The organism is Colwellia hornerae (genome assembly GCF_007954355.1).
GTDB lineage: Bacteria > Pseudomonadota > Gammaproteobacteria > Enterobacterales > Alteromonadaceae > Colwellia_A > Colwellia_A hornerae.
The window spans coordinates 74,677-100,029 of record NZ_VOLR01000002.1 but is presented as its reverse complement, the minus strand read 5'-3'; the positions used below and the strand labels follow the sequence as shown (position 1 = coordinate 100,029).

Genomic DNA, 25,353 nt, shown 5'->3' with positions numbered 1-25,353 from the left:
CCCTTAAATGATAAAATCCTTTATAACTAATTATTAAAACCAATAAAAGTCGATTTAAATTGCTTTATTATCAGTGTAAAGTTGATAACTATAATGATACGACTATAAATCATAGGTGAGGTAAAGGCTAAAGAGACATTATGGTTAGGCTTAACTATCATTATTTACAGTATGTTATACGCTAGCAACCCAGAGTCGACTTGCGAAAGTCGCGATCGTTATGCATATAACCGCACAAACACTTAGCGCTTAATTAAGTTTGTTAGAAGACCGGTTGTGCTATAACTAACTGATAAATAAGTTAAATAGCAAGTCTCCGATATTTGTAAACCTAAGGGAAAACTCGTTAATCAGCGCATCGTTTAACCCTATGCTGAGTAAGCCGTGATTTAGCGAGATAAAATATCGTTTGATATCATTTCTTTTTGTAACAATGAACGACCATTGGTTTCAATATGATCAAGAAATTCAGCAGCCAGTAAGGTTTGACGTTTTGATTTAGACCAAACAAAAAACCAATGAGCATTTATCGGTAATTCTTTTATTGGCAAACGCACTAGCCCACTTTGTCCACCATACATTAAGGTATGCGCTGATAATATTGAGATGCCTAGTTTTGACATCACCAAATGTTTAATCGCTTCATTACTTTCAATGGTCATCTTTACATTTAGCTTAGTGTTATGGTGTTTTAAAAACTCCTCAATGGCATAACGTGTACCTGATCCTTTTTCTCGCATAATAAAAGGCTCCTTGCTTAAATCTTTTAGGGTCAGGTTTTGCTTTTTAGCAATGGGATGGTCTTCATGTGCTATAGCCACTAACGGATTAGTTAAAAATTCAATCGACTGCGTTTCAATATCAGATGGCGGGTGACTAAACACATAAAAATCGTCAATACCTTGCTTTAGGCGTTCAATGGTTTGTTGTCGATTACCAATATTTAACTGTATATCTATGTCTGGATATTTCTCTAAAAAAGGCCCTAATAAATGAGGAATAAAATATTTAGAGGTGGTGACAACAGCCAACCTTAAGGTGCCAGACTTAAAACCTTTGATGTTACCTATCGCCATATCAAGTCGGGTAAAACTATCGAGTACTTCTACCGCGGTTTTAACTAACTCTAAGCCGATATCAGTAAATAATATCTGCCTATTGGTATAGTTATAAAGTGGTGCCCCCATCGCCTCTGCAAGCTTTTTCATTTGTATTGATACGGTTGGTTGCGTTAAAAAAAGTGCTTTTGCCGCTTCTTTAATACTGCCTTTATCATGAACAGACAATAATATTTCGAGCTGCCTAATTGTGCCAACATGAGCATGAAGCCTTGATTTCATAACCTTAGCGTCCTAAATAGATATTTATCTATCTATAGTATAAGTAATATCAATTTTTATCTATTTATCTTTTTTGCCATAATCAGTCAATCAAAATATTTACTTAGCTGATTGATGTTTAACTCAACCCAGCCTTGATACCATTAAAAATAGGACCATTTACAATGAAAAAAATGAAAGTCGCGATTGTCATGGGATCACAGTCAGATTGGCCAGTGATGAAAAATGCGGTTACGGTACTTGAAACACTGGGCATAGAGTATAAAACTATGGTGGTTTCAGCCCACCGGACTCCTAAGCGTTTATATGAATTTGCCGAGAATGCCGATAAAGAGTACAGCGTAATTATTGCCGGTGCTGGTGGCGCCGCACATTTACCGGGTATGACCGCAGCATTAACTTGGTTACCTGTTATCGGCGTGCCAGTTATGAGCAAAGCATTAAAAGGAATGGACAGTTTACTATCTATTGTACAAATGCCAAAAGGTGTGGCAGTTGCAACACAAGGTATTGGCGAAGCTGGGGCCTTTAATGCCGGGTTAATGGCCTCACAAATCCTTGCCACTCATGATATTACACTGCAAGGTAAGCTAAAAGCATGGCGAGCACAGCAAAGTGAAAGTGTTTTATGGGAGGTAGAATAATGCGCATAGCCATTGTTGGTTGTGGACAACTTTCTCGCATGCTGGCGCTAGCGGGACTGCCATTAGGCATAAAGTTCAGCTTTATCAATGACAATTATCAGCAAGCAACTGATTGTGTTGATGGTTTAGGTCGAGTGGTGCCACTCACTAAAGATTGGCAGGAAGAGCAAAATATTCATAATCTCTATAACCGCTTAGGTAAGCCTGATTTAATTACCGTAGAAAAAGAACAAGTTGATATAAAACTGCTCAAAGCTCTGCAAGCACATTGTGATATTTTGCCTAATATTGAAGCGATAGCTGCCTGTCAACATCGCTATCGCGAAAAGCAATTATTAGAAAAACTTGCAATACCGACTTCACCTTTCGCTTATTCGTTGCCGGCTAATGAAGCATTGAAAGTATTACAATTGCCTATGGTTGTTAAATCTTGTCGTGATGGCTACGATGGTAAAAACCAGTGGGTGTTAAAAACTTTGGCAGATATTGAAGACTTTGATCGTTTAAATATCCAAGACTATATTATTGAAGCATGGATAAAGTTCGAACGAGAAGTATCTTTAGTCTCGGTGCGTTCAAAAAGTGGCGATATCGAACATTATGCCTTAACAGATAATATCCATGAAAATGGTATATTGCTGCAATCAATAGCGCCAGCTATAGACCAAAATAATACCCTGACAATAAAAGCTCACACTTATATGGAAGCTATATTAAATGCCGTAGACTACGTTGGTGTTATGGCGATGGAGTGCTTTGTTGTGAATGATGAATTAATCATCAATGAATTAGCACCTCGCGTTCACAACAGTGGACATTGGACACAAGCCGGGAGTGTAACCTGCCAATTTGAAAATCATATAAGAGCAGTTGCTGGCTTGGTACTGGGTAGCACAGCGTCGCTTGGCACAACGGGTATGATTAATTTAATTGGTAATGAACAACCGCCACTTTCCTCGCTTTCAGTTTTATCAACATTGCATTGGTACAATAAATTAGTCAAAGCGCAACGAAAACTGGGCCATGTTAATTTTTTTGATAAAGACCAGGTAAGTCTTGTTCAACAAATGGATGATTTTCAGTGCGCTATTAAATTGAATAATATTAGCTAGATTACATTTTTCTGCGTTTGCTGGTCAGATAAAATGTTAACTGGCCTGATGGTATTTTTAGTAAGGAGTTGAGCTGTGTTTGGACATCGTTTTAAAGAGTTTAACCTTAAAGGAGATATGTTTGGTGGTGTAACGACCGCAATCATCTCTTTACCCTTAGCGCTTGCTTTTGGTGTCGCATCAGGAGCCGGTGCTGAAGCTGGGCTTTGGGGAGCGATCATGGTTGGTTTCTTTGCCGCCTTGTTTGGTGGTTCATCTAGCCTGATATCAGAGCCTACCGGTCCAATGACCGTTATTATGACAGCCATATTAACCAGCATGATGGCAAAGTATCCAGAAACGGGCATGGCAATTTCATTTACTATTGTAATGATGGCTGGTGCATTTCAGATGTTGCTTGGCACACTAAAGCTTGGGAAATACATTACGTTAATGCCCTATAGCGTGATTTCTGGTTTTATGTCGGGCATAGGTGTTATTTTAATTATCTTGCAGTTAGCTCCGTTGTTAGGGCATCAGACTCCTTCCGGTGGAGTGATGGGCAGCTTATCAGCACTGCCTAATATACTGGCAAATATTAAGTTCAGTGAATTGTTTTTGGGAGCACTGACTTTAGGCCTTTTATTTTATTTCCCTAAACACTACCGCAAATATGTTCCCGCTCAACTGGTCGCTTTAGTTGTTGTGACCGTGCTTTCTTTGATTTTTTTCAACAGCGATGATATCCGCCGAATTGGTGCAATACCGCCGGGCTTACCATCCTTAGTTATTCCTCATTTTAACGTCGACATCTTTACAACTATGGTAATAGATGCTTTGGTGCTTGGCACACTCGGTTGTATTGATACCTTACTCACTGCTGTGATTGGTGATTCATTAACACGTAAAGAACATGATCCCGACCGAGAGTTGCGTGGCCAAGGTATCGCTAATATGATCTCTGGCTTGTTTGGTGCTTTACCGGGTGCTGGCGCAACGATGGGCACAGTGACCAATATTCAGGTCGGTGCTCGCTCTCCGGTGTCAGGTATTATTCGCGCCTTGGTGCTTGCTTTGGTGGTATTAGTCGCTGCAGGTCTAACCGAGCCTATACCTATGGCTGTATTAGCGGGAATTGCCGTTTATGTAGGTTTTAATATTCTTGACTGGAGTTTTATTCAACGTGCTCATAAAGTCAGTGTTCAGGGTATGGCCATTATGTATGGTGTTATGTTATTAACTGTTTTTGTTGATTTAATTGTTGCTGTTGGCCTTGGTGTCTTCATTTCGAATATAATTGTTATTGAACGTTTAAGTCGGGAACAGGCCCGAAAAGTTAAGGCAATTAGTGACGCTGATGGTAATGATGTACCACTGACGGCTCTTGAACGAGGCTTACTCGATAAAGCGCACGGTAAAGTGCTGTTTTTTTACTTATCAGGGCCAATGATCTTTAGCGTATCGAAAGCTATTGCACGTCAGCATACCAGCGTTGCAGATTTTGAAGTGATGATCCTCGACTTGACCGATGTCCCTATGATTGATGAAACGGTTGGGCTTGCGCTGGAAAACGCAGTAAAAGATGCTCAAGATGGCCAATGTGAAGTGTTTTTATTGTGTCCAAATGAGCAAACACATCAACAGCTCGACAATTGTAATGTTTTGAATTTAGTCGCCAATGACAATATCTATTCCTTGCGTTATGAAGCATTACAAGCTTCGTTAACTTATCTAGAAAACAAAGCAAGTAAGGTTGAGTAAATGGTAGCATGACACAAAAATTCAGCAGTAAAGCAAACAGGTTTAATAAACAGGTACAGCTTATGTTAGCTGAGCTAGTTAAAATAATATAAAAGATAGCACTTGCTGGCGCAAATTAACGATATACTGACAGCCTAAGTACTAAAAAAATAATGAATTTCTAGGGAACAACCACATGTACATGATAGTTAAACACCTTCACCTAACCATAATCACACTTACTTTTGTTCTTTTCATCATCAACTTTGTGTTAATGATGAAAGGGTCTGACAAGGTCAATAATAAACTGTTAAAAATTGGACCACATATCCTATATACCTTATTTGTTGTCACTTTTATTTATTTGGTGACCGTTAACCCGCTTAATTTGTATCCTTTCGTTAATGGTTGGGCATCATCTAAACTGGCTGGCTTTGTTATCTATGTACTGTCCATTACGTTGGCGCTTAAGTGGGCCAAGACTACTTTGTGGCGTATTGTTGGTTTAATTAGTGCCATATTTTGGTTAGCTATGACGGCGCGACTTGGTTTTGCTGATCACCTTAAATCAAAAGGCATGAGTGAAGATGTTAACGCTTATATTGACCTAGGGCAGGCTATGCTAGCGAATATTTGCTAGTTTGAGCGGCACTTTCAGTATTGACATTTTCTATGACCATAGCGCTAGTGCTTTATGGTCATAGATATATCAATGTATTTTAGTTCTAAAATGATTAAATTGATAAATTTATCCGGCTTTGCATTTAGGAAAATCCATGAAACACGAAGAATTACCTGAAAATCATTCAGATCCATTGTTAAAGTTACTGCATCGCTCGATTCGATTTGCGATAAGAATACTAGCCTTATTAATGGTATTGGTGATCTACTGGAGTATTGCTGATGTGGTTTATGTACTTTATTTGAAGCTGTCGACACCACCCTATTTTCTCTTAGATATTGAAGATATTTTGCAAACTTTTGGCGCTTTTATGGTGGTGTTAATCGCGGTTGAAATCTTTATTAATATTCGATTGTATCTTGGCTCAAACGTTATCCCGGTAGAATTGGTTGTTGCCACAGCATTGATGGCGGTTGCACGTAAAGTTATTGTCTTAGACCTTAAACTTGTTTCTGCAGATCAAATTGTAGGTCTTGCTTTAGTGACTATTTCTCTGGGGGTAACGTACTGGTTAATAAAAAAGAAAAGTAGTCTAGCTAACGAGATAACCAAGCCAGAAGCGTAAATTATCAACTTTCGTCTCTTAACGCTCCTAGCTTGGGTGATTAACATAACGCATTGATGATGTTAATTGTTACTCTTTATCCAAGTGACGTTTTATAATGACGCTACTATTGAGCAGGTAGCGCTATCAGGCTAATTAGTGGCAGTTTATTCTTGAGCATCGACTAGTTTGTCTTGAGTCTTAAGTTCAAAATCACTGGCGTCATGGCGTTCATGTAACTGTTTTTCTAACTCTCCCCAAGTACGATTGACCATTAAGCCACGCTTAACTGCTGCTCGATTGCCAATCTCTTCAGTCCATCGTAATAAGTTTTTATAGGATTGAGCTTGTAAAAACTCTGCAGCTTCATAAACTTTATTTTGTACTAATGCCCCATACCATGGCCATATTGCGATATCTGCAATAGTGTATTGGTCACCACACATATATTTATTATTGGCTAAATGACGGTCGAGTACATCGAGTTGTCGTTTTACTTCCATGGTGAAACGCTCTATTGGATACTCAAATTTTTCGGGTGCGTAGGCGAAAAAATGTCCAAAACCACCTCCCAAATAAGGACCACTACCTACTTGCCAAAATAGCCATGATAAGCATTGTGCTTTAAGTAACGGTTCTTTGGGTATAAACACAGCAAACTTCTCTGCCAAATGTAGTAGTATCGCGCCAGATTCGAAAATGGGCAGAGTAGTGTCACCACTATTATCAACTAAAGCCGGTATTTTAGAATTTGGATTGATATCAACAAACCCAGAGCCAAATTGATCTCCTGTCATAATATCAATCAAATGCGCATCGTACTCGGCTTCTGCTATGTTCAACGCTAGTAGCTCCTCCAATAAAATAGTGACTTTCACCCCGTTAGGCGTAGCCAGCGAGTATAGCTGAATAGGGTGCTTACCTACGGGTAAGTCGACTTGATGTGTTTCCCCCGCAATAGGACGATTAATACTGGCAAATTTACCACCTGATTCTTTATTCCATTCCCATATTTTAGGTGGTACGTAGATATCTGTAGACATTGTAAACTCCGTAATGATGATTAAGACTCTAAGACTATCATTGAACGATAGTGATATTTTAACTAAGTAGAAGAAGATTATAAAACAACAATAGCAGCTTAATCTGCTTATAAATAATGGAGAAAAAGGGTGAACCGCTTAATCGAGTCTTTAATTAAACGCTATTATTTAAAATTCAACTGATATTTAGTGAGGAGTTTTTGGTACACCGGTGACGCTTTTAATTGTACAGTGAGTTGCCCAAGGGTTTTCTTTATTACTAAAGAGTCTTTTCTCTTCTTGGTTAGCGCCATATATACAGGGGTAAGTGATATGTATGGCTCTATTGCTTTAACCTGATCGTTCATCTTATTTTTTGCAATTATTTGATTAAAAACTAATGGGTTGCTGATCAGCATATCTACTTGTTTGCCGAGCAATAGTTTTAAAAGTATTTCTTCTGTTAATGCCGGTAATTTATTTAGATAGCTGGCGCCATCAAAATATTCTCCATAGGAATATTCTCTAATGGTGCCGATAGAATAAGGCGTTAATTGCTGTAATTGTCCATCAAACTCAAAATAATTATCCTTTAAAGTGAATAATTGATTAATTTCATTAGCATAAGCAGGTTCAATAAAATGATATATCTGTTTACGCTTTGATGTTTTAAATAACGTTAGTATTAGATCGACTCGACCTTCAGCAACCAAGTGAACTGCCCTCGGCCAAGGGAGAATTATAAACTCAAAATCATAATTTGAATGCGCTTCGATATAATTAAGCACATCAACCGAAAAACCTTTTATTTCGCCATTTTCTTGATAGTAAAATGGAAAGTAACCGATATCTTCCATGGCTACCGTTAGAACTGTCTTCCCTTTTTCCAATAAAGGCAACTCTGGCTTTGCGCTCGATTGCGCTAGTACCGTTAATGGATAAAGGAAAAGTATTATTTTTATAAAATTCATCATTATAGGCAGTATAAAGCTTTATTTTTATTTATCTAGCAAGTATCTAGCGATTAGCTTAAGCGATAATAATCAATCAATAGCATAATTTATTAGTACTCATTTGGTGGTTAAGCAAATTGTTGAAACCATTCAACTTCACTGATCAAGTCTTTAGTTGATGTTAGTTGGTCAATAAAAGTAAAACCGTTTAAATGGTCTAATTCATGTTGAAAAATACGGGCAATAAAACCCGTGAATTCTTTTAGTTGTTCAACACCTTGTCGGTCATAGTATCTGACCGTGATGTTATTGTGTCTTGGCACAAAACCGCGCATGCTAGGTACACTTAAGCAGCCTTCCCAGCCTTTTGTTGTTTCAGCTGACGAGGTCAAGATTTCAGGGTTGATCATGGCTGTCGCCGGCATTAAAGGCGCGTTAGGATAACGTTCGTTGGGTTTAGAGCATATAATGAAAATGCGCACACTATGGTGGATTTGCGGCGCAGCGATACCAACACCACCTGCTTCTGATACGGCTAGCAACATTTTATTAATTAATTGCTGGCACTCGTTGCTCTGTATGTTTTCAACTTCCGCCGCTCGCAGCCTTAATACAGCATGGCCTAATTGAGCGATAGAGTAGGGGGCAGACTTTATTACTTTCATCTTTTAATCTTTTGTCTTAAGGGTTACTTCAATATTTTTATTATCACCGGCAAACCATTTTTGCACATAGATAGACCCTAAAACGGGTGGCATTCCACTCTCAGGTACTTCTTTATATCGAATACTGTTTTTATTGTGCTTTTCAAATTCGAAGTTAATCACTTTCTCAGACACAGCCAATCCAACCTTTAGTTACTATTACCTTGCCTTGCATTGTATAAGCGCTGTTCATTAAATTCTAGTACTTGATGCTATCTATATCTGGATGAAATTTCTGACTGGGTTACTTGGTATTACTACTATTATTCTTGTTGGCTGCTCTTTATCGCGCTAACCGGGCAATTTTAAAATACGGCTTAGTGATACATTTTGATAAAAATAGCGCTATCATTGGCACAACATCCTTTAACAACGCTCTTTGTGACGGTGGTTTTAGTCACTATTGCGATATAAACAGCCATTGGCTGGTGAGAAAAACGCTATTGAATGCTGATATGAAAATTAACTTTTTGAACCATATTGACAAAGTAAGTGCTATTGATTGGCAGAAGTTAAATGATTCACCTTGCCCTTTTCTTGCTTATGAGTTTTTTAACGCGCTTGAACAAAGTGACTCGGTCAGCGTTAAACAAGGTTGGCAAGCACATCATTTAGTGACATCAACTGGCGGTGACGTCACAGGCGTGATGCCAATGTATTTGAAAAGTCATTCATGGGGTGAGTATGTTTTTGATTGGGATTGGGCCGAAGCTTATCAACGTAATGAAATAAATTACTACCCTAAATTAGTGGCTACTATTCCATTTACACCAGTGAGCAGTAATAAGTTACTCTCTGCACAACTTGAAGTAAATCAGTTGTTTGCACCGTTAATTGAACATTGTCAGCAAGAAAATATTAACAGTTGGCATATATTGTACTGTGATGAAATAAAAACGGTTTTACCCGCAGATGTCTATCAGCGTAATACCGTTCAATTTCAATGGCTTAACCGTGACTACAAAACATTTGATGACTTTCTTGGTACGTTTACTTCGCGGAAAAGAAAAAATACTCGTAAAGAAAGGCTGTCGATTACTCAACAAGAGATTAAAATTCGCCAGCTAAAAAATAGCGAAATTAGCCAACAAGAACTTGATTTTTTCTATCTCACTTATCAGTTAACTTATTTAAAACGCGGTCATCAACCTCACTTAAACTATGACTTTTTTAAGCAAATAGTACTTAACATGACCGATAATGTTTTATTGATCATTGCCAGTCATCAGCAAGAAGATATTGCTTGTGCACTCTTTTTCTACGATGACACCCACTTATATGGTCGATATTGGGGCTGTACTAAACACTACAATAATTTACATTTTGAGCTGTGCTATTATCGTGGTATCGAGTTTTGTATTGAGCACAACTTGCAAGTTTTCAATCCCGGCACTCAAGGTGAACATAAAATTCAACGGGGCTTCGAACCAGTCTTAACCTACTCTTACCACTGGATAAAACACCCAGCTTTTAAAGCGGCAATTAAAAATTTTTGTCATCAAGAGCAACAGCATATGCTAACGTACCAACAGCAATGCCAGCAGGCATTACCGTTCAAAACTTTACTTAACAATAAAGCAACTTAAGAAGAATAATGAATAAACCTTTTTCCCAAGCATGTGAAAATAATAAATTACCTATTTTGAGAGTGTTAACCAAAGTATTTGCAAATGCCAAGCATGTGCTAGAAATTGGCTCAGGAACGGGACAACATGCTGTCTTCTTTGCTCCCAACTTACCCCACTTAACATGGCAAACCAGTGACTTACTGATAAATCATCAGGGGATCAATGCGTGGATCGATGAAACAAAATGGTCAAATTTACACCGGCCGGTCGTTGTAGATTTAAATAGAGCCTGGCCAATATTTAATCAAAAATTACCGCTTGACGGCATATATACCGCCAATACACTGCATATTATTAGCTGGCCATTAGTGATTAAATTTTTTGAGGGGCTCGCGCAAAACTTATCATCTGCAGCGAGTATTTGTATCTACGGACCTTTTAACTATCAAGGAGAGTTCTCTAGTGAAAGCAACGCAGACTTTGATCTGTGGCTTAAAGAAAGAGACAACAATAGTGGTATTCGAGATATTGAAGCAGTTTTATTATTGGCAACGGCAGTGGGCCTCCGGTTAATTGACGATCACCCAATGCCAGCCAATAACCGCCTATTGGTTTTTTCTAAAATATAACAAACTCAATGTTTAAATAGTTAACGCCATTATCGATTATAATAGACTGAAAAAACTTGCTTAATTGATGTCTTAATCTTGACAGGTTATTTAAAATCACCTATGTATTTGTTGACGATTTTCTGGATTTCACCATTGCTTTTAAGTTTTTTCACCGATTTTTTTAATATCGCCATCGTCTTGGTATCCATTTTCTTTTTAGAAAAATGAAGCACAAAGTCTTTGGAACTTAGGTGTAGTGGCGAATTTAATATTTCTGGTTTTATGCCGAGCTGCATAGCGTTGTAATATAAACCAACATTGGTGCCAATACAGGCGTCAATTCGTCCTTTTATTAATAATTTCAGCATTTGTGTATAATTATTGACTTCAACTTTATTAATGGCGGTATTATTATCAAAATTGACATCGAATTCACCGCCTCGCACCACACCGACTGTTTGTCCATGAAGATCCTTTATGCTTCGATAATGAGTACCGGCCTTAGACAGTATAATAATCGGCATGGTAATGACTGAAACTAACGGGACGGCAATAGCCGGCAACTGCTCATTAGTGAAACGTAAGACAAAATCTGATTTGCCTTGTTGCAGATGGATAATGGTGCGGGCATAGGGAATTATCTTGTTGGTATACTTAAGTCCAGCTGCTTCAGCAATGCTATTACTTATCTCGAACATCATTCCAGTCGATTTGCCATCATTGCCGATATAGCCAAAGGGAGCGACATTGATTGTTTCGATCTTGAGGGTTTGCCCCCAAAGTGGAAAAACGCTGATGAATAACGTAACTAAGCTCATTAACTTCATCAACATGCTTTGACTCTTTTTTTTCATTACGGCTCCCTTATTACAAGATAACTGATCGCCTTGCGATTATACGCTCGACAATAATAGTGCTAATAGCAAACAGTTATCTTGCTGAAAATGTCCATTGCATTAATTGATCAAACTGACCATATTTTTTTTCCACTGCTCCCTGATCGCCAAAAACACCCCACGTTGCTCTAGTAGTTTCATAGCTTTAGTCAGGTTATCTACGATTATTTGCTCTGTGTTCAAACTGCAAGCGAAATGAAAATTTAGCGTTAATTCATTGAACTGAAAGACATTCCTATATCTTGATACCTCCCCCAGATCCTTTACTCTATTTTTGAGTAAATCATCATTAAGTACAACTAAATCAATACGGCGACTAGATAAGTCTAATAATTTTAAGAGCGCATCATAATTTTCAACTACGTAGAGATTTTGGTTTTCGACAAAGTTTTTTGTCAATAAAAAATGGTGGGTGACATCATCACGTATCACTGCAATGTTATATTTTTTAGCTTCTTCTATAGTAGAAATAACTATCTGGCTATTTTTAAGTGAATAAAGAGAGATGGTACTTGAGGCAATATGTCCTACCCACTTAAACAATGACTCTCGTTGTGGGATACGGGCAAGTGAATATATACAGGTGTTTTTTCCATGCTGAGCTCTTCTATAAGACAACGTCCATGGGTGAGCGCTGATGTCATATGCATACTGAGCTTGTGTTAATGTAGCCTCAATTATTTCCGTCGATAAGCCTGTTACCGTATTGCTGGCAACAATTTGATAAGGAGCCAAATGTTCAGTAAGTATGCTGAGCTTAGTTGCCGATACGTGGTCAGCGAAAAGTACCAAGAATAGCCCAAAGCCAATAGCTAATTTTTCCTTTAGTTCCTTCATAAGTCTATGCTGTTTGCTCCATCATATTTCAGACTATAGTCTAGATAGCCATTTTACCAAAATCATTAAGCTATTAATATTAACAAAGATTTTTTAATTGAGTAATAAGGAGCTTATCGCAGGCTTAACAGAGGATTAATGCCGTTATTGGATTAATCCCTAAATAACGACTTATATCCTTAGAGCAACTTTGCTGTTATTACATACCTTTCATTGCTATTACTGCTGGGGTCGTCAAAAGGGTAGCAAGTAATTAATATTAACGATGAATCATCAGTCAGTATCGGCAATTGGCCAGTTAAAGCGTCAACAATGTTAATCGCTTCAACTTGATAAAGCTGGCTTTGACCATATTGGTCAGCTAATGAAATAATATCCTTCATAGCTACCTCGTTTAAAAATGAAAAATGGCTATCTCTATGCCCAGCAACCACAAAAGGTTGGGTACTGTTAACCTTGTTAAAAGGAGCAATAGCCCCGGCTGAAAAGGCCAGTGTGCTTGGGTCACCGCCATTAAGTACCACCAGACGCCTTGTTAAGCGTTTAAATGAAAGCTCGGCAATGGGGTAGGTATCAGCCCATGGCCAAGGTTTTATCTTTTGTTGTAAAGCTAATGTCTGATGCCAGCTATAACTGATTAATTGTTGAGATAACCAGGCTTTAGCTGGCAACCAACTGGCTTGTAAACACAATAAGCTACCTATTATCAATAACGATGGTTTAATTAATTTTTTCAAGGGTAATACCTTAATTTAATACACTGATAACCTCGCAATATAATAGCCTCACTCATAGTTACCAATAACAAGAGTGCCATGCCAAGCAGAAATTGTAACTTCCACCCTAATGCTGTTTTAGGCATAGCGACCATTAAACTTTCATGGGCTTGAAAAACGCTATTCTTAGCGAGTAATAATCCGTCTTTTTGCTGTTTTTCCAAGGCTATAAAACTGGTATAAGGCGATATAATTTGATGCTTGAGTGAAGTAGTCATAACTTGAAACTTCACCTTAGCTTGATCCGCTCCGCTGACTAAGCTATCGAGTAAGCTTTCTATTTTTCTTCGCGCCCAAAGGGATGAAATACCGGTTGATGATTGCTCACTATCAATAATTAATTCTTGGTACCAAGGCGCAGTGACGGTATTACCTGTTAATTGTAAACTCGTTATAGGAAACTGAGATTTTATCGCTATTTGCAAAGGCTCGTCGAAATATAAATCAGGGATGCTTTTAGGATAAACCTCGAGGTGTTGATGAACTTGGCTGTCGATGATTAAGTCGATGTTAGTGATTGCGGGCTGACTTATTTTAGTCATAAAATCGCTCATCTTTTGTTGAACATCATTTTGGCTTTGAATAAAAACATAACGACCCCTACCAAATTGAGCGGCTTTCTTCATAAAGTAACCATTGGGCGCAGCGCCTATGCCAACAGTGTATAAGCGAAAATCACCTCGGGCATTCTCGAGCAGTTGCATAAGTTCAAATTCGTTAGCCACAGCGCCGTCGGTAATAAAAACTATTTGGCGAATAGCCTGCGCTATTTGTGCAGCACTTTTTTTCATCATCAAAGCGTTACTCAAGGGGCGATACATTTCAGTGCCACCATCGGCCGTTAAGTGATTAATAAATTGTTGCGCTTTTTTAATATTATGACTAGCTGCCACTTTAGTGCCGGCAAAGAGTAATTCGGTAGTGTCATTGAAAGCGATAATATTAAAACTGTCTTTATCGTTAAGTTGTAATATTGCTAACAAGAGACTCGCTTTTGCTTGTTCCATAGCAGAGCCTTGCATAGAGCCTGAGGTATCAATGATAAAAATGATGTCTCGTGCTATCACTTGTGCAAGGTCTGTCTTTGGTGGGAAAAAGGTCAGCAGCGTATAGTATTCATCTGATACTTGTTCAGTAAAACTGCTGATTTTAGCTTGCTCACTGGCTAATAATTGCCAGCTTAGAACAAAACTTTTATTAGTGACTACTTCGCTTTGGTTTAAGGTAATAAAGTAAGCATTTTGATCGGCGTTTAACGCGCGCATCACTATTTTATGACTTGCACTGCTAATCGCAGTAATCGCAATACCCGAATTTAAAGTAATATTAATTGATGATTGACTGTTGGCAATTGAAGTTAAGTGGCTAGGCGCTTGTATGGTTGACGTGTGCAGTTGTGCACGTAATTTATTCGCCGAGTAAGCTGTTCTTTGCTCTGTAAGCTCAGCAGTCTTTGCTACTTGTGGATTTTCAGACAATGGCTGAGATAATTTGGCTTGGTACCTTTTAGTCATTGCTAGTGGTAATCGTAGATCAAATTTACCTTGTGAAAAAGAGACTGGCATCATAAAAGTTAGAGTAACAATAACGCTTGCTTGTGGTGGAATATTAGCAATTTTATTGATAAACAAATTTGGTTGTTGTTGCACAAGTAAGCTTGCTTTTTTTCCTTGGCTTTTCGCTTGTTGATATAAAACTTTAGCGGTGCTTTTTGCCATTATCTCGCCAACTATCTCATTATCGCCAACCTTTATCATTAACCGTTTTATTGCAGCATCTTCAGGTAAGGGAAACTGATAGGTTCCTTCTAAAGCAATCGCATGAGGATTAACGAAGGTTTGTTTTATTTCCACATAAGCAATTAAACCATTAATCTCAACGTTGGTTTGAATATCAATGGGGAAATTGGCTTGCCTTGCTGGATTTGGGTGATCAAATAATAATTGTGGACCCTTAATAAGCGTATTGTTATTGGTGGTATTATCAGGCAAAGCCATCTCACTACTTTGCGCAAAACGTACAAAAGCCAAACAAGACAATAGGATAAGAAATACTAGTAGTGATAACTTTAACCATTTATTACGACGTTTTTTATATTGTTGTCGGTAATAGTATGAGTCTTGGTAATCTATAAATTGTCGGTTTTTTCTAGAAATAAACATCACTTGCTCTTTTATGTAAATAGAAGCCGATATTAAAGCAAAGCATTGAGTGTTAGCGGGGGCGATATTAGGGCAAAGTACTGACCAAATATGTCAATAACAGGGCAATTAAGCTTTGTTGACGGTTAACACGCTCATAAAATTACAACATTCTTACAATTTACTCACAATTATTGTATTGCCTATTTAGCTGTTTCGTATTAATTTTACCACTTAGTGAATCAAGCGCAGGCTTAGTTAGTAAAGTGTTATGATATCCTCATCATTAAGGGTTACTTGAAAGTTTTATGTTTAAACCGTTATTAGTAAAATTTTGTCTTATGTTTTCAGTAGCTACGCTTGTTGGTTGTACATCTATTGGTATGAGTGACTTGTTTTTTGGTTACAGTCAGCAGATGCAAGAATCACGTTCAGCTCAGTTGAGAGGTGATTTTGTGCTCGCGGCAGCATCAGTTATATCTGTTAATAGTCATCATAATAATTATGGTTTGAGCCAATTAGAAAAAGCACGCTTACAGTTTCTTGCTCATGATGGGCTGGCGAGTCAAAAAAGTTTTGAATTAGCTTACCAACAAGTGCAAGCGCAAGAGCAAGCAGCGAAAATACAAATAAGCAGTAGCCTTAAAAAAGTCAGTGCGGTGGTGACCAATGACAATGCTATTGGCTATGAAATACCTTCATATGAGCAAGGTATGTTGCATTCTTATCAAGCGCTAAATTACTTATATCAAGGCAATTTAGAGGGGGCTTTAGTTGAAGTGCGCCGTGCTAACCTAGTGCAAGAACGAGCATTAAAAACTAATCAAGCCGAACTCTATAGCGCTGAAGAAGCAATGGCTGATAAAGGTATTAATAGTAATAATTTATATGAAAACTTGCCTGCAATGGATAACTTAATTGGTAATATAAAAAATAGTTTTCAAAATGCATATACCTTTTATCTTTCAGCTTTATTGTATGAAACGGGTAAACAGTATAATGATGCCTATATTGACTATAAGCGGGCGCTAGAAATATATCCCAATAATACTTTTCTGCAACAAGATGTCTTGCGATTAGCGAACAAGCTCGACATGAATGAAGATTACACTCGCTTTGAGCAAAGATTTGGGCGCTACCAAACGAAAGATCAAAAGAACTCAGGCCAAATAGTGGTTATCTTTGAACAAGGAATTGTCAGTGCAAAAGAAGAGGCAAGCGTAAATTTACCTATATTTAATACTCGCGCTGATTTTAAATTTTTCACTTTTGCTTTACCTGTTTACCGTGGGCGTTTATCTACATTAATGCCTTTGAGTATTAGCCTCGATGAAAAGAGTTACCTTTCACAAGAAATTGTAAGATTACAGTCTTTAGCGACGAAAGACTTACAAGAGAAATTACCGGGCTTGGTGACGAGACAAGCAATACGTTTAGTTGCTAAAGAGCAAATACGTCAGAATTTGAGTAAATCGGCAGGTGATGTCGGTAATATTTTAGCCAGCCTGTATAATATTGCCTCAGAAAAAGCCGATACCCGCAGTTGGTCCAGTTTACCCAATAACGTGCAAATAATGCGGTTGAACAATGTCGCTGTAGGTCATAAGAAATTGACGGTTTCATATTCAGGTGTAAAGCAAGTTATTGATATTGAAGTGGTTGATAGTAAAATTACGCTCATTAATTTTACCGCAATCGGTAACTATACCGGTTATCAAACTATAAATTTTTAAGGAGGGAATATGTATTATTTTATTAGACTTTCAGTCGTTACGGTTATCAGCTCAATACTTTTTATTGGCTGTGCTGCGCCAATAACCTCAGGAATTGGCACCAGTGCGATGACACAAGGCGATGAGTTTTCGAAGCACTTAGAGGTAGACAACCCTAAATTAGCACAACAGTTAAAAATTATTGATGTTAAATCAAGAAAGACCAATGGTTTACTAGAAGTAAACTTACAGCTTAACAGTAGCTATAAAAAGTCATTGAAATTGCAATACCACTTTAACTGGTTTGATGCACAAGGATTTGTGATTGAATCACGAAAAACACCCTGGCAGCCAGTTGAATTACATGGTTTTCAGTCAACAAGCTTAAGCGGACTCGCACCAAACGAACAAGTTGCTACGTTCACGGTTTATGTGAGAGAAGTCCCTGAAAAAGCATACAGATACTAAAGATTAAAATTTATTATGTTATTTATTAAGGAAGTATTTATGAAAAAATTAATTATTGCTACTACTGTTGGTTTAGCTATAACCCTAGTTACGGGTTGTGCACAACATTCAGTTGTTCGCTATGGTGATGCAACCGCTGTTGAAACGACCGACATCAACTTTGGCTCTACCGACTTACAAAAAGTAGCTGGAGAAATGACTGACTCGTTATTATTATCACCGGTTGTTGGTACGTTAACGCAAAATAAACGTCCGATCCTCTTTGTTGAGCGTCTTAAAAATAAAACCAGTGAGCATATCGATACTGAATCAATTACTGATTCAATTTCAACTAAGTTATTACGTTCAGGCAAGTTTCGCTTTGTTGACATGGTGCGAGTAGAGGCGGCTCGTGAGCAAATCAAGTTTCAACAAGACAGTGGTATGGTTGACACCAATAAAGCTGTGCAGTTTGGTAAGCAAGTTGGTGCGGAGTATATGCTTTATGGGAACTTATCAAGTATTGTAAAATCTAATAAAGACAAATCAGATGTTTATTATAAATTTACACTACGTTTGATGGATTTAGAAAGTGGCTTAGTTGAATGGGCTGACGAAACTGAAATTCGTAAAACTAAAGTTAAAGCATCCGTGGGTTGGTAAGAGCCAAGATTGCATATTTAAGGGGAAATCATGAAAACAAAGCTATTTTCTTGTTTGTGCCTATTAACGATTTTATTAAGTCCAATAGTGAATGCGCAATATGACAGAAACAAAGCAGTACCTGTCGAAAAAGTCCTCTTTGGAAAAGTAGAATCGGTTAGAAATATTACTGAAGTAGAACTTATCGAAGATAAAGACAAAGGCTGGAAAGTTTTTGGTGGTGCGCTTATTGGTGGTGCGATTGGCAATCAATTTGGTAGTGGTAGTGGCCGAGATGTTGCTACTGTCCTTGGTGCTTTATTAGGTGGCTCTATGGCCAATAATAAATCCCCGCAATACCACCGCAAGACGCTTCATTTAGTTGAGTTAATGATAAAAACTGACCAGGGTAAGGCGTTTATGGTCGTTCAATACTTAGACTCAAGAATGATCTTTCAACCTAATGATGCTATCCGCCTCATTTATTTAGAAAATGGCTCAGTGCGGCTTGATAAACAAAGGTAAGTATTCAAATAAATGCTTCAGACTTGATAAAAAATGCGTTGGTGTTAACACCAACGCATTTTTTGGTTTAAATAATAACGACTTCGATGTCATTATCCCTATCTTGTTCAAGATATAACTGTGCTAGGTCAGCACTGCCAAATAATTTTTTGATTTTTTGATAAGCGATAAATTTTTGTCTTGCGAGTTTGGGATCTTTACTTTTAAGCAGAAATAACCAGGTTTTTACCAGAGCAGTCGGCATTCTTTTCATATTATTACTCCTTCAATAACATTTTGATGAAGTATAGATAATCTCAATAAATAAATGACTTTTATGTTAGATAAAAGGCTTAAAGCATCCGCCAGTGCATAAAACAAGGTTAAAGTGGGATCTAGTATCACGTTAATAACTAAATAGATCACCGTTGATATCACCGATAAATAGGGTAAATATTCTGAATATAAGGATTTCTGTTGACGATGATCGAACGTAGTTGATCTTCATTAAAGAAAAAGCCGCTAGATTTTACTATCGAGCGGCTTTTAAGTATTTAAGATAAGTCGCTTAGCTTTTAGTGTTGAATACCGCGTTTATTTTCTTGCCAGCTTTGTTGTAAACCAAAGGTTTTCATTGCTTGTTCGAGCTTATATTGTTCAACCATTTTTACCACTTGCTCTGCGGTTTGACGTTGCCATGGGATTTCGTCAAGATTGGCAATACCTAAAATAGTGGCTCCCATAATGGCGGCGTTTAACTTTAACTGTTGTTGGTCTACTTTCTCAAAGGTGTCTGATTGGGCATGATAATTTGATGCGTAATTAGCATCTGCTTGGTTAGCCACTAGGTTGGCGATACCCTGCATCATAAAATCATAATTGTCAGTGCCAACAACGGGGTCGATTATTTGGTTAAATGCGCCTAATTCAACATCGGGATGTAAAACACTGTCGATGGTGGCTTTAATTTCTTCACGACCATTAATAAAAAAGCCAGTAATAGCGCCAGTGCCAATATCTATGGTTGCGGCTAAAACATGATTATCTAACTCGTCTATATGTGTTTGCGTGTAACCCCATGAACCGTACATACCTTGTTCTTCGCCATTAAAAAGTACAAAGCGAATAGTACGCTTAGGTGTTATAGCAAGTTTAGTTATTTGACGAGCAAGATCTATCACTAAGCTAACATTAGCGCCATTATCAAGTGCACCAGTACCTAAATCAAAAGAATCAATATGAGCGCCAATTAAGACAATCTCATCGGGGTAGGTGTCACCTTTTATTTCAGCAACAACATTATTAGCTTGATAAGGTTTTTCACCTAATATATTTATCTTCGCTGTAAATTTTAGTGACTGACCTGAATTGATTAAACGCTGAGTGCGTAAGGCACTTTCTCTTTCCATGACAACAATGGCTAATTTATTATCAACCCCAGAGCTAGGTAAGTGGCGATATAAGAGGTTTTTTGGCCGAGAAGACATATAAATAATACCAGTGGCTGCAACGGCTAATGCTTGTTCTTCGATGATGACAGCATTGTTATATTCTTGAAAAAGACCGGCAATACCGCGTTCATCATTCAAGATATCAGTTTCAATCAGTAGCCACTTGTCTTTTAAATCATCGTCAACATTCATTTTTTGAAAATCGGTGGCGCTACCTTTATTTAAATTGACGATTTTAGCGCTAAGACCTCGATAATGGGTTTTTTTAGTAAAAGGCATAGCAACAATACGGGGTGAAAAATTTATTTGGCTATTAAATACTTTAGCGCTACTACTTTTCTCTGACCAAGCCCTTGGCATAGTGAAGCTTTCTTTTTTAGCCGTAACACCTGCTTCATGAAACTTTTTCAATGCCCAGTTGACCGATTTCTTATTGGCTTGTGTGCCGGTTAAGCGACCGCCAATTTCATCAGTCAGTTGTTTTAAGTCTGAAATAATAGGGGTAGGTGCCTTTAATGTTGCAATTAAGTTCTCGACGTCGCTATTAAAAATAGAAGTCGCGTAAGCACAATTCATTAAGAATGCCGGCATAAGTAGCAAAGGGATAATTTTTATCATATTATTTTCTTTTATTGTTTTAACTATACATAACGCTTGAGGAATAATCAGTCAAGTTTGTTTTCAATAAAACATTATCAGAAGCAATAATTAAAATTTATTATTTTCAAGTAAGTAGATATAGATCAGTTATATATAAAAATTATTTTTTAATTTATTTTAAATTATTTTAAAATATTTATCACAAAAAAATAAATAAAAGCTAATATAAATCAGTAGTTAAGCTGCAAGCGGAATTGTTTTTTATTTTTCGGGTTTAATTTACCTATCAAAGTGTTGCGAAAAGTTTACGGATAAAGTAAACATGTCAAATTTGTTTAATCTTTTTAATATTAATTCTATAGGTTTAGCGTAATGTAACTTTGTTCAGTTTAACTTAAGTTACGTTTAGTAAAGGATATTAAGAAGTTGTACTTGAGTGATCAGTTTTAAGGAATTAACTGAATAATTATAAAAATAAATATAATTAACTAAAGGATAATATAATGACTAAAGCATCCCCAATAGCGAAAGCTATCAAATATGCACTGCTTGCTGGTGTATCTACCTCAATGTTATCAATGCCTGTTTTTGCTGAAGAAGTTGGCGCAGAAAAAGAAGTTGAACGGATTTCTGTTACTGGTTCTCGCTTAAAAAAAGCAGAATTTTCAAACGCTTCACCTATTCATGTCATTACTGCTGAAGATGCAATGAAAGCTGGTGTTAGAACAGTTGCTGACTTATTGCAAAATACATCAATGGCAAATGGTCAACAATTTGATGGTTCATATAACTCTAATTCAGGTGGCTCTAATGCTTCAGAGGCTCCGCCAAGTGGTGGTGTTGGTTCATCTAATGTTGGTTTGCGTGGTTTAGGCCCAGAGCGAACCCTTATTCTTATTAATGGCCGACGATTAGGGTCATCAGGTGTACGTGGTGCTCCATCACAACCCGATTTAAGTTTGATCCCAGTTAATATGGTACAGCGCATTGAAGTGATTACCGAAGGTGCTTCATCTATCTATGGTGCCGATGCTGTTGCCGGTGTTATTAATATTATCCTTAAAGAAAGTTTTGATGGTTTTGAAGTTTCTGCAAATATTTCTGATACACAACATGGTGGCGGTGCAACAAAAGATTTTTCATTTATTACCGGTTTTGAAGGTAAAAAATCAAAATTCACTATCTCAGCATCTTATTATGAGCGCGACCGTATCGCCGTAAAAGATCGTACCGACTGTATTCGTAAAATATTTGAAGACGATAACGGCAAAAGAACTTCGGTATGTTCGAGTCGCTTTTGGGATAATTCCATCTTAGATATTACCGGTTACAATGCTGATGATCCAAACGCTCCAGTGATGACTTATCCTCATCCATCGGGTATTGGTTTCTTTACCACACCAGGTTCTTCAGATGTTGGTATTCCGGGTTTTAGTTCGGCTTTTGGTTTACCTGTGCCAAATGATCCAAATATCGATATAACCAGTTCAGATCAATTTAATCGCCGTATTTATTCACCAGGTCATTCTGACGCTGTTGATCGTATGGAAGCCGATTTAATTCAACCGGTAACTCGTTTTACTTTGGCGGTAAATGGTAGCTACTCCCCTGACTTTTTTGGTGGCGATGAAGAAATATTTTATGAAGGCTATTATTTCCATCGTAACTTGACCAGCTTAGCTTCTACAGAACAAATTTATCCCACTATAGCCGCTAATATTCCTCATGAAGATGCCAATGGTAATTTGGTCACCAACTCTGATGGCTCATTGAATTTAGTTGATAATCCATTAAATCCATTTCCAGATTATGATGTTTCTCACATTATGACTTTAGAAGACCTACCACAAAAACGTGAGGTTGAATTAAATCACTTCCGCTTTGTTACCGGCTTACGTGGTGATTTCACCAGTGACTGGCTATCTAATAAAGGTTGGAGCTATGAAATGTTTGTTTCATATGATCGTGGTGTTGGTGATCAAACTCAGCCGGTGATGAATGAAACTAACCTCGCATTAAGTTTAGGGACATTGCGTTTAGACAATACGGGTAATCCTATTTGTGGTATTAGTGCGCCAGCCGGTATTGGTTTTATTACGGCCAATGAATGTGTCCCAGTAGATTTTTTCGCAGAATCTATCTTTAATGGCGGTAGCTACGGTGGTGGTACCTTTGCCACACAAGCAGAAAAAGACTTTTTAATAGGTACACGTATTAACACCACAACTGTTGAGCAATCAATGTTCTCAGGTTTTGTTACCGGTGACGTCTTTGACTTTGAAAAAGGTGCTGCAGCAACTGTTGCTATGGGACTTGAGTACAGAAAAGATCGCATAGATTCTGCGGGTGATATGCTAGGTTCAACAGGGTTAGTCGCGGCAGAAAATCCCCTAACAGAAGGAGCAACCATCGGCTCTCGTAATGTTAGTGATGTTTTTGCAGAAATATCATTACCGATTGCGGTCGATCAAAGTTGGGCAAATTTATTTGAAGTTGAAGCGGCACTTCGTTATACCGATGAGTCTAACTTTGGTAGTGAATTAACCAATCGCGCACGTGTTACCTACAAACCTTCTGAAACCTTATTATTTAGCACCTCGTATGGCACCTCTTTTCGTGCACCAAATTTACGAGAGCAATTTCTTGCTAACCAATTTGGTGGTGTAAGTGGTAGTGCTGATCCTTGTATGGTCTCAGAGTCTTTAACGACGAATAGCCAATATGATCCCGCTAAAGAAAATCGCTCACAAACAATTTTAGATAACTGTAGTGCTCAAGGCGCTGACTTTACTCAAATTGGTTTGAGTGGTGTACCCAGTATCCCAACATCTTCAAGCGGTAATGCTAGAGACTTAAAGCCTGAAACATCAGAAAATATTACGGCGACATTTAAGTGGACACCAGTGTTTGAAGGTGATTATGAGTTTAACTTTGGCGTAACCTACTTCAGCTTAGTGGTTGAAGATACGATTAGAACAATTAGTGCGGCGACTATTTTAAAGCGTTGTTTTGACTCTCCAAATATGGAAAGCTCATTTTGCCCACGTATTTCACGAAACAGTGGTAATGCGGCCGTTATTAACTTTCCAAATTTAATTGATACTTCGTTTATTAATATTGGTGAGGAAACCTCAAAAGGGGTAGATGTTAATACGCGTTTCGTGACTAATTTTGATAATGTTAGGATGACGTGGGACAACCAATATACCTTACAAACTGAACGTGAAGTCACTATATTCAAAGGTGAATCGTCAGAAGACTTGTTGGAAGACTTTGGTACACCAGAGCATCGTTTAGTGTCAACCTTGAATTTTTCAATGGATGAATGGAACTGGATGATCATGGCAAATTATATGTCGGGTACTCAATCAGCGGATGATGTAAGAGATACGGCTAAATGTGATGTCTTTATCAAAAATGAAGACTTAGTCGGTAAACCGCAAACTGTGCCTGTATGTTCTGCTGATAGTGCCGTTTATGTCAATACATCAGTCACTTATACCGGTGATGACTTTTTGGTGACAGCAGGGATGAAAAACGTCTTTGATAAAGCACCAGAATTGGTTGACTTAACCGCAGGGTCGAACCGTGGCAACATGGTGACTTCATCTGGATATGATTTGTACGGACGTAGCTTTTTCTTAAATGCTTCTTATCGCTTTTAGTCACTCAAGCGTTAACGTTTAATTCAGAGTATTAAAGCAATTAAGAGCGATACGTAAGTATCGCTTTTTTATTGCCTTAAGCGCATAGCACTTAACTTTATCAGCGTTTAAACCATTGAAAGTAGTCTTGATGATAATCGTTATTAAGTTGCTTTTTTTGTATTAAATTTCTAATTTTTTAGCATCAGTTCAGGTACACTAGCTTTGATAATAATATGATAAAAAGGTGAGCTACTTGCAAAAAATCCTTATTTTTGGCAATGCCGCAGCAGGGAAGTCGACTTTAGCTAAAAAAATAGCTAAAAAACAAGGCTTAGCACATTTAGATCTCGATACACTCGCATGGTTAGCAACATCACCACCGCAAAGAAAGCGCCTGTCAGATTCAGCCATTGAAATTGACAACTTTACCCAACAACATTCAAGTTGGGTAATAGAAGGCTGTTACAGTGACTTACTTGAACTACTGACTAGCAATAATGCAGCTGACCATGACAATGTTAAAAATAAAGCGTTTGCTAACGAAATTATCTTCTTAGATATCGCGATTAACCGATGCATTACTCATGCTGAAAATCGCTCATGGGAAGCGCATAAATATCCATCAAAGCAAGCTCAGGATGATAATTTAGCCATGCTTATTGATTGGATAAAGGCTTATGAGACACGTAGCGATACTTTTTCAAAGCAAGCTCATCAGCAACTTTATACTCGCTTTGTTGGAAAGAAAAATATCATCACAAGCATCGACTAATAACTCACACCTAGGTTTTAGACCTTAAG

24 protein-coding genes are annotated in these 25,353 nt (G+C 37.7%); 13 read left to right on the top strand and 11 right to left on the bottom strand.

All coding sequences use genetic code 11. The features are described from left to right. Positions 1 to 389: 389 nt before the first annotated feature. Positions 390 to 1,340 (bottom strand): LysR family transcriptional regulator, encoded by a 951-nt coding sequence (locus ESZ26_RS01580; RefSeq protein WP_146797386.1) that lies wholly within the window; start codon positions 1,338 to 1,340, stop codon positions 390 to 392. Between the two features lie 164 nt (positions 1,341 to 1,504). Between ESZ26_RS01580 and purE the strand changes: the two genes are divergently transcribed. The 5 genes from purE to ESZ26_RS01555 all read left to right on the top strand — a co-directional run bounded on the left by purE (position 1,505) and on the right by ESZ26_RS01555 (position 6,062). Continuing rightward, a complete protein-coding gene (gene purE, locus ESZ26_RS01575; protein WP_190278368.1) occupies positions 1,505 to 1,984 on the top strand; it encodes a 5-(carboxyamino)imidazole ribonucleotide mutase in 480 nt (159 codons plus the stop codon). Beyond that, positions 1,984 to 3,096 (top strand): 5-(carboxyamino)imidazole ribonucleotide synthase, encoded by a 1,113-nt coding sequence (locus ESZ26_RS01570; RefSeq protein WP_146797388.1) that lies wholly within the window; start codon positions 1,984 to 1,986, stop codon positions 3,094 to 3,096. The genes purE and ESZ26_RS01570 overlap by 1 nt, the downstream gene beginning before the upstream one ends. A 117-nt stretch (positions 3,097 to 3,213) precedes the next feature. After that, on the top strand, positions 3,214 to 4,836 hold the full coding sequence (locus tag ESZ26_RS01565) for a SulP family inorganic anion transporter (protein WP_211361195.1): 1,623 nt from the start codon (positions 3,214 to 3,216) through the stop codon (positions 4,834 to 4,836). A gap of 175 nt (positions 4,837 to 5,011) precedes the next feature. Beyond that, the gene (locus ESZ26_RS01560) at positions 5,012 to 5,455 is read left to right on the top strand and encodes a SirB2 family protein (RefSeq protein ID WP_146797394.1); all 444 of its coding nucleotides are present in this window, start codon (positions 5,012 to 5,014) and stop codon (positions 5,453 to 5,455) included. 136 nt (positions 5,456 to 5,591) lie between these two features. Continuing rightward, entirely contained in the window at positions 5,592 to 6,062 is a 471-nt protein-coding gene (locus tag ESZ26_RS01555; protein WP_146797397.1) for a phosphate-starvation-inducible PsiE family protein, read from the top strand. A 146-nt stretch (positions 6,063 to 6,208) separates the two neighbouring features. Here ESZ26_RS01555 and yghU read toward each other — a convergent pair whose 3' ends face one another. The 4 genes from yghU to ESZ26_RS19145 form a co-directional block, all read right to left on the bottom strand. Continuing rightward, on the bottom strand, positions 6,209 to 7,084 hold the full coding sequence (yghU, locus tag ESZ26_RS01550; RefSeq protein ID WP_146797400.1) for a glutathione-dependent disulfide-bond oxidoreductase: 876 nt from the start codon (positions 7,082 to 7,084) through the stop codon (positions 6,209 to 6,211). Positions 7,085 to 7,248: 164 nt separating this feature from the next. Beyond that, entirely contained in the window at positions 7,249 to 8,037 is a 789-nt protein-coding gene (locus ESZ26_RS01545; RefSeq protein ID WP_146797403.1) for a substrate-binding periplasmic protein, read from the bottom strand. Positions 8,038 to 8,144: 107 nt separating this feature from the next. Further along, positions 8,145 to 8,681 carry a peptide deformylase gene (def, locus tag ESZ26_RS01540; protein WP_146797406.1) on the bottom strand — a complete coding sequence of 179 codons (537 nt, stop codon included), beginning with the start codon at positions 8,679 to 8,681 and terminating at the stop codon, positions 8,145 to 8,147. A 3-nt stretch (positions 8,682 to 8,684) separates the two neighbouring features. After that, positions 8,685 to 8,855, bottom strand: a complete 171-nt coding sequence (locus tag ESZ26_RS19145) for a hypothetical protein (RefSeq protein ID WP_170246282.1) — start codon at positions 8,853 to 8,855, stop codon at positions 8,685 to 8,687. A 113-nt stretch (positions 8,856 to 8,968) separates the two neighbouring features. Between ESZ26_RS19145 and ESZ26_RS01535 the strand changes: the two genes are divergently transcribed. Both ESZ26_RS01535 and ESZ26_RS01530 read left to right on the top strand, forming a co-directional pair. Continuing rightward, complete coding sequence (locus ESZ26_RS01535) at positions 8,969 to 10,306, top strand: GNAT family N-acetyltransferase (protein WP_223271542.1); 1,338 nt, start codon at positions 8,969 to 8,971, stop codon at positions 10,304 to 10,306. 8 nt (positions 10,307 to 10,314) lie between these two features. Next, positions 10,315 to 10,917 carry a DUF938 domain-containing protein gene (locus ESZ26_RS01530; protein ID WP_146797409.1) on the top strand — a complete coding sequence of 201 codons (603 nt, stop codon included), beginning with the start codon at positions 10,315 to 10,317 and terminating at the stop codon, positions 10,915 to 10,917. An 86-nt stretch (positions 10,918 to 11,003) separates the two neighbouring features. On the opposite strand, the gene ESZ26_RS01525 is transcribed toward ESZ26_RS01530, so the two are convergent. The 4 genes from ESZ26_RS01525 to ESZ26_RS01510 form a co-directional block, all read right to left on the bottom strand. After that, positions 11,004 to 11,753, bottom strand: a complete 750-nt coding sequence (locus ESZ26_RS01525) for a substrate-binding periplasmic protein (protein ID WP_146797411.1) — start codon at positions 11,751 to 11,753, stop codon at positions 11,004 to 11,006. Positions 11,754 to 11,855: 102 nt separating this feature from the next. Next, positions 11,856 to 12,632 (bottom strand): substrate-binding periplasmic protein, encoded by a 777-nt coding sequence (locus tag ESZ26_RS01520; RefSeq protein ID WP_146797414.1) that lies wholly within the window; start codon positions 12,630 to 12,632, stop codon positions 11,856 to 11,858. A 179-nt stretch (positions 12,633 to 12,811) separates the two neighbouring features. Further along, positions 12,812 to 13,369 (bottom strand): class GN sortase, encoded by a 558-nt coding sequence (locus ESZ26_RS01515; protein ID WP_170246281.1) that lies wholly within the window; start codon positions 13,367 to 13,369, stop codon positions 12,812 to 12,814. Continuing rightward, positions 13,366 to 15,570: a marine proteobacterial sortase target protein gene (locus ESZ26_RS01510; RefSeq protein ID WP_146797420.1), complete on the bottom strand. Its 2,205-nt coding sequence runs from the start codon at positions 15,568 to 15,570 to the stop codon at positions 13,366 to 13,368. Before ESZ26_RS01510 ends, ESZ26_RS01515 begins: the two co-directional genes overlap by 4 nt. A 320-nt stretch (positions 15,571 to 15,890) precedes the next feature. On the opposite strand from ESZ26_RS01510, the gene ESZ26_RS01505 reads away from it, so the two are divergent. The 4 genes from ESZ26_RS01505 to ESZ26_RS01490 are packed head-to-tail and all read left to right on the top strand — an operon-like array spanning position 15,891 to position 18,875. Then, on the top strand, positions 15,891 to 17,282 hold the full coding sequence (locus ESZ26_RS01505; RefSeq protein WP_223271541.1) for a COG3014 family protein: 1,392 nt from the start codon (positions 15,891 to 15,893) through the stop codon (positions 17,280 to 17,282). A 9-nt stretch (positions 17,283 to 17,291) separates the two neighbouring features. Further along, complete coding sequence (locus ESZ26_RS01500; protein WP_146797423.1) at positions 17,292 to 17,729, top strand: YcfL family putative periplasmic lipoprotein; 438 nt, start codon at positions 17,292 to 17,294, stop codon at positions 17,727 to 17,729. Between the two features lie 39 nt (positions 17,730 to 17,768). Continuing rightward, positions 17,769 to 18,371 carry a penicillin-binding protein activator LpoB gene (gene lpoB / locus ESZ26_RS01495; protein ID WP_146797427.1) on the top strand — a complete coding sequence of 201 codons (603 nt, stop codon included), beginning with the start codon at positions 17,769 to 17,771 and terminating at the stop codon, positions 18,369 to 18,371. A 30-nt stretch (positions 18,372 to 18,401) separates the two neighbouring features. Next, positions 18,402 to 18,875 (top strand): outer membrane lipoprotein, encoded by a 474-nt coding sequence (locus ESZ26_RS01490; protein WP_146797430.1) that lies wholly within the window; start codon positions 18,402 to 18,404, stop codon positions 18,873 to 18,875. Positions 18,876 to 18,942: 67 nt separating this feature from the next. Here the strand turns inward: ESZ26_RS01490 and ESZ26_RS01485 are convergent, their stop codons facing one another. After that, positions 18,943 to 19,128: a hypothetical protein gene (locus tag ESZ26_RS01485; RefSeq protein WP_146797433.1), complete on the bottom strand. Its 186-nt coding sequence runs from the start codon at positions 19,126 to 19,128 to the stop codon at positions 18,943 to 18,945. Positions 19,129 to 19,429: 301 nt separating this feature from the next. Beyond that, complete coding sequence (locus tag ESZ26_RS01480) at positions 19,430 to 20,923, bottom strand: M28 family peptidase (protein WP_211361193.1); 1,494 nt, start codon at positions 20,921 to 20,923, stop codon at positions 19,430 to 19,432. Between the two features lie 485 nt (positions 20,924 to 21,408). Between ESZ26_RS01480 and ESZ26_RS01475 the strand changes: the two genes are divergently transcribed. Then, entirely contained in the window at positions 21,409 to 24,570 is a 3,162-nt protein-coding gene (locus ESZ26_RS01475; protein ID WP_146797436.1) for a TonB-dependent receptor domain-containing protein, read from the top strand. A 226-nt stretch (positions 24,571 to 24,796) separates the two neighbouring features. Further along, a complete protein-coding gene (locus ESZ26_RS01470; protein WP_395880512.1) occupies positions 24,797 to 25,324 on the top strand; it encodes a P-loop NTPase family protein in 528 nt (175 codons plus the stop codon). The last annotated feature ends 29 nt before the right edge of the window (positions 25,325 to 25,353 follow it).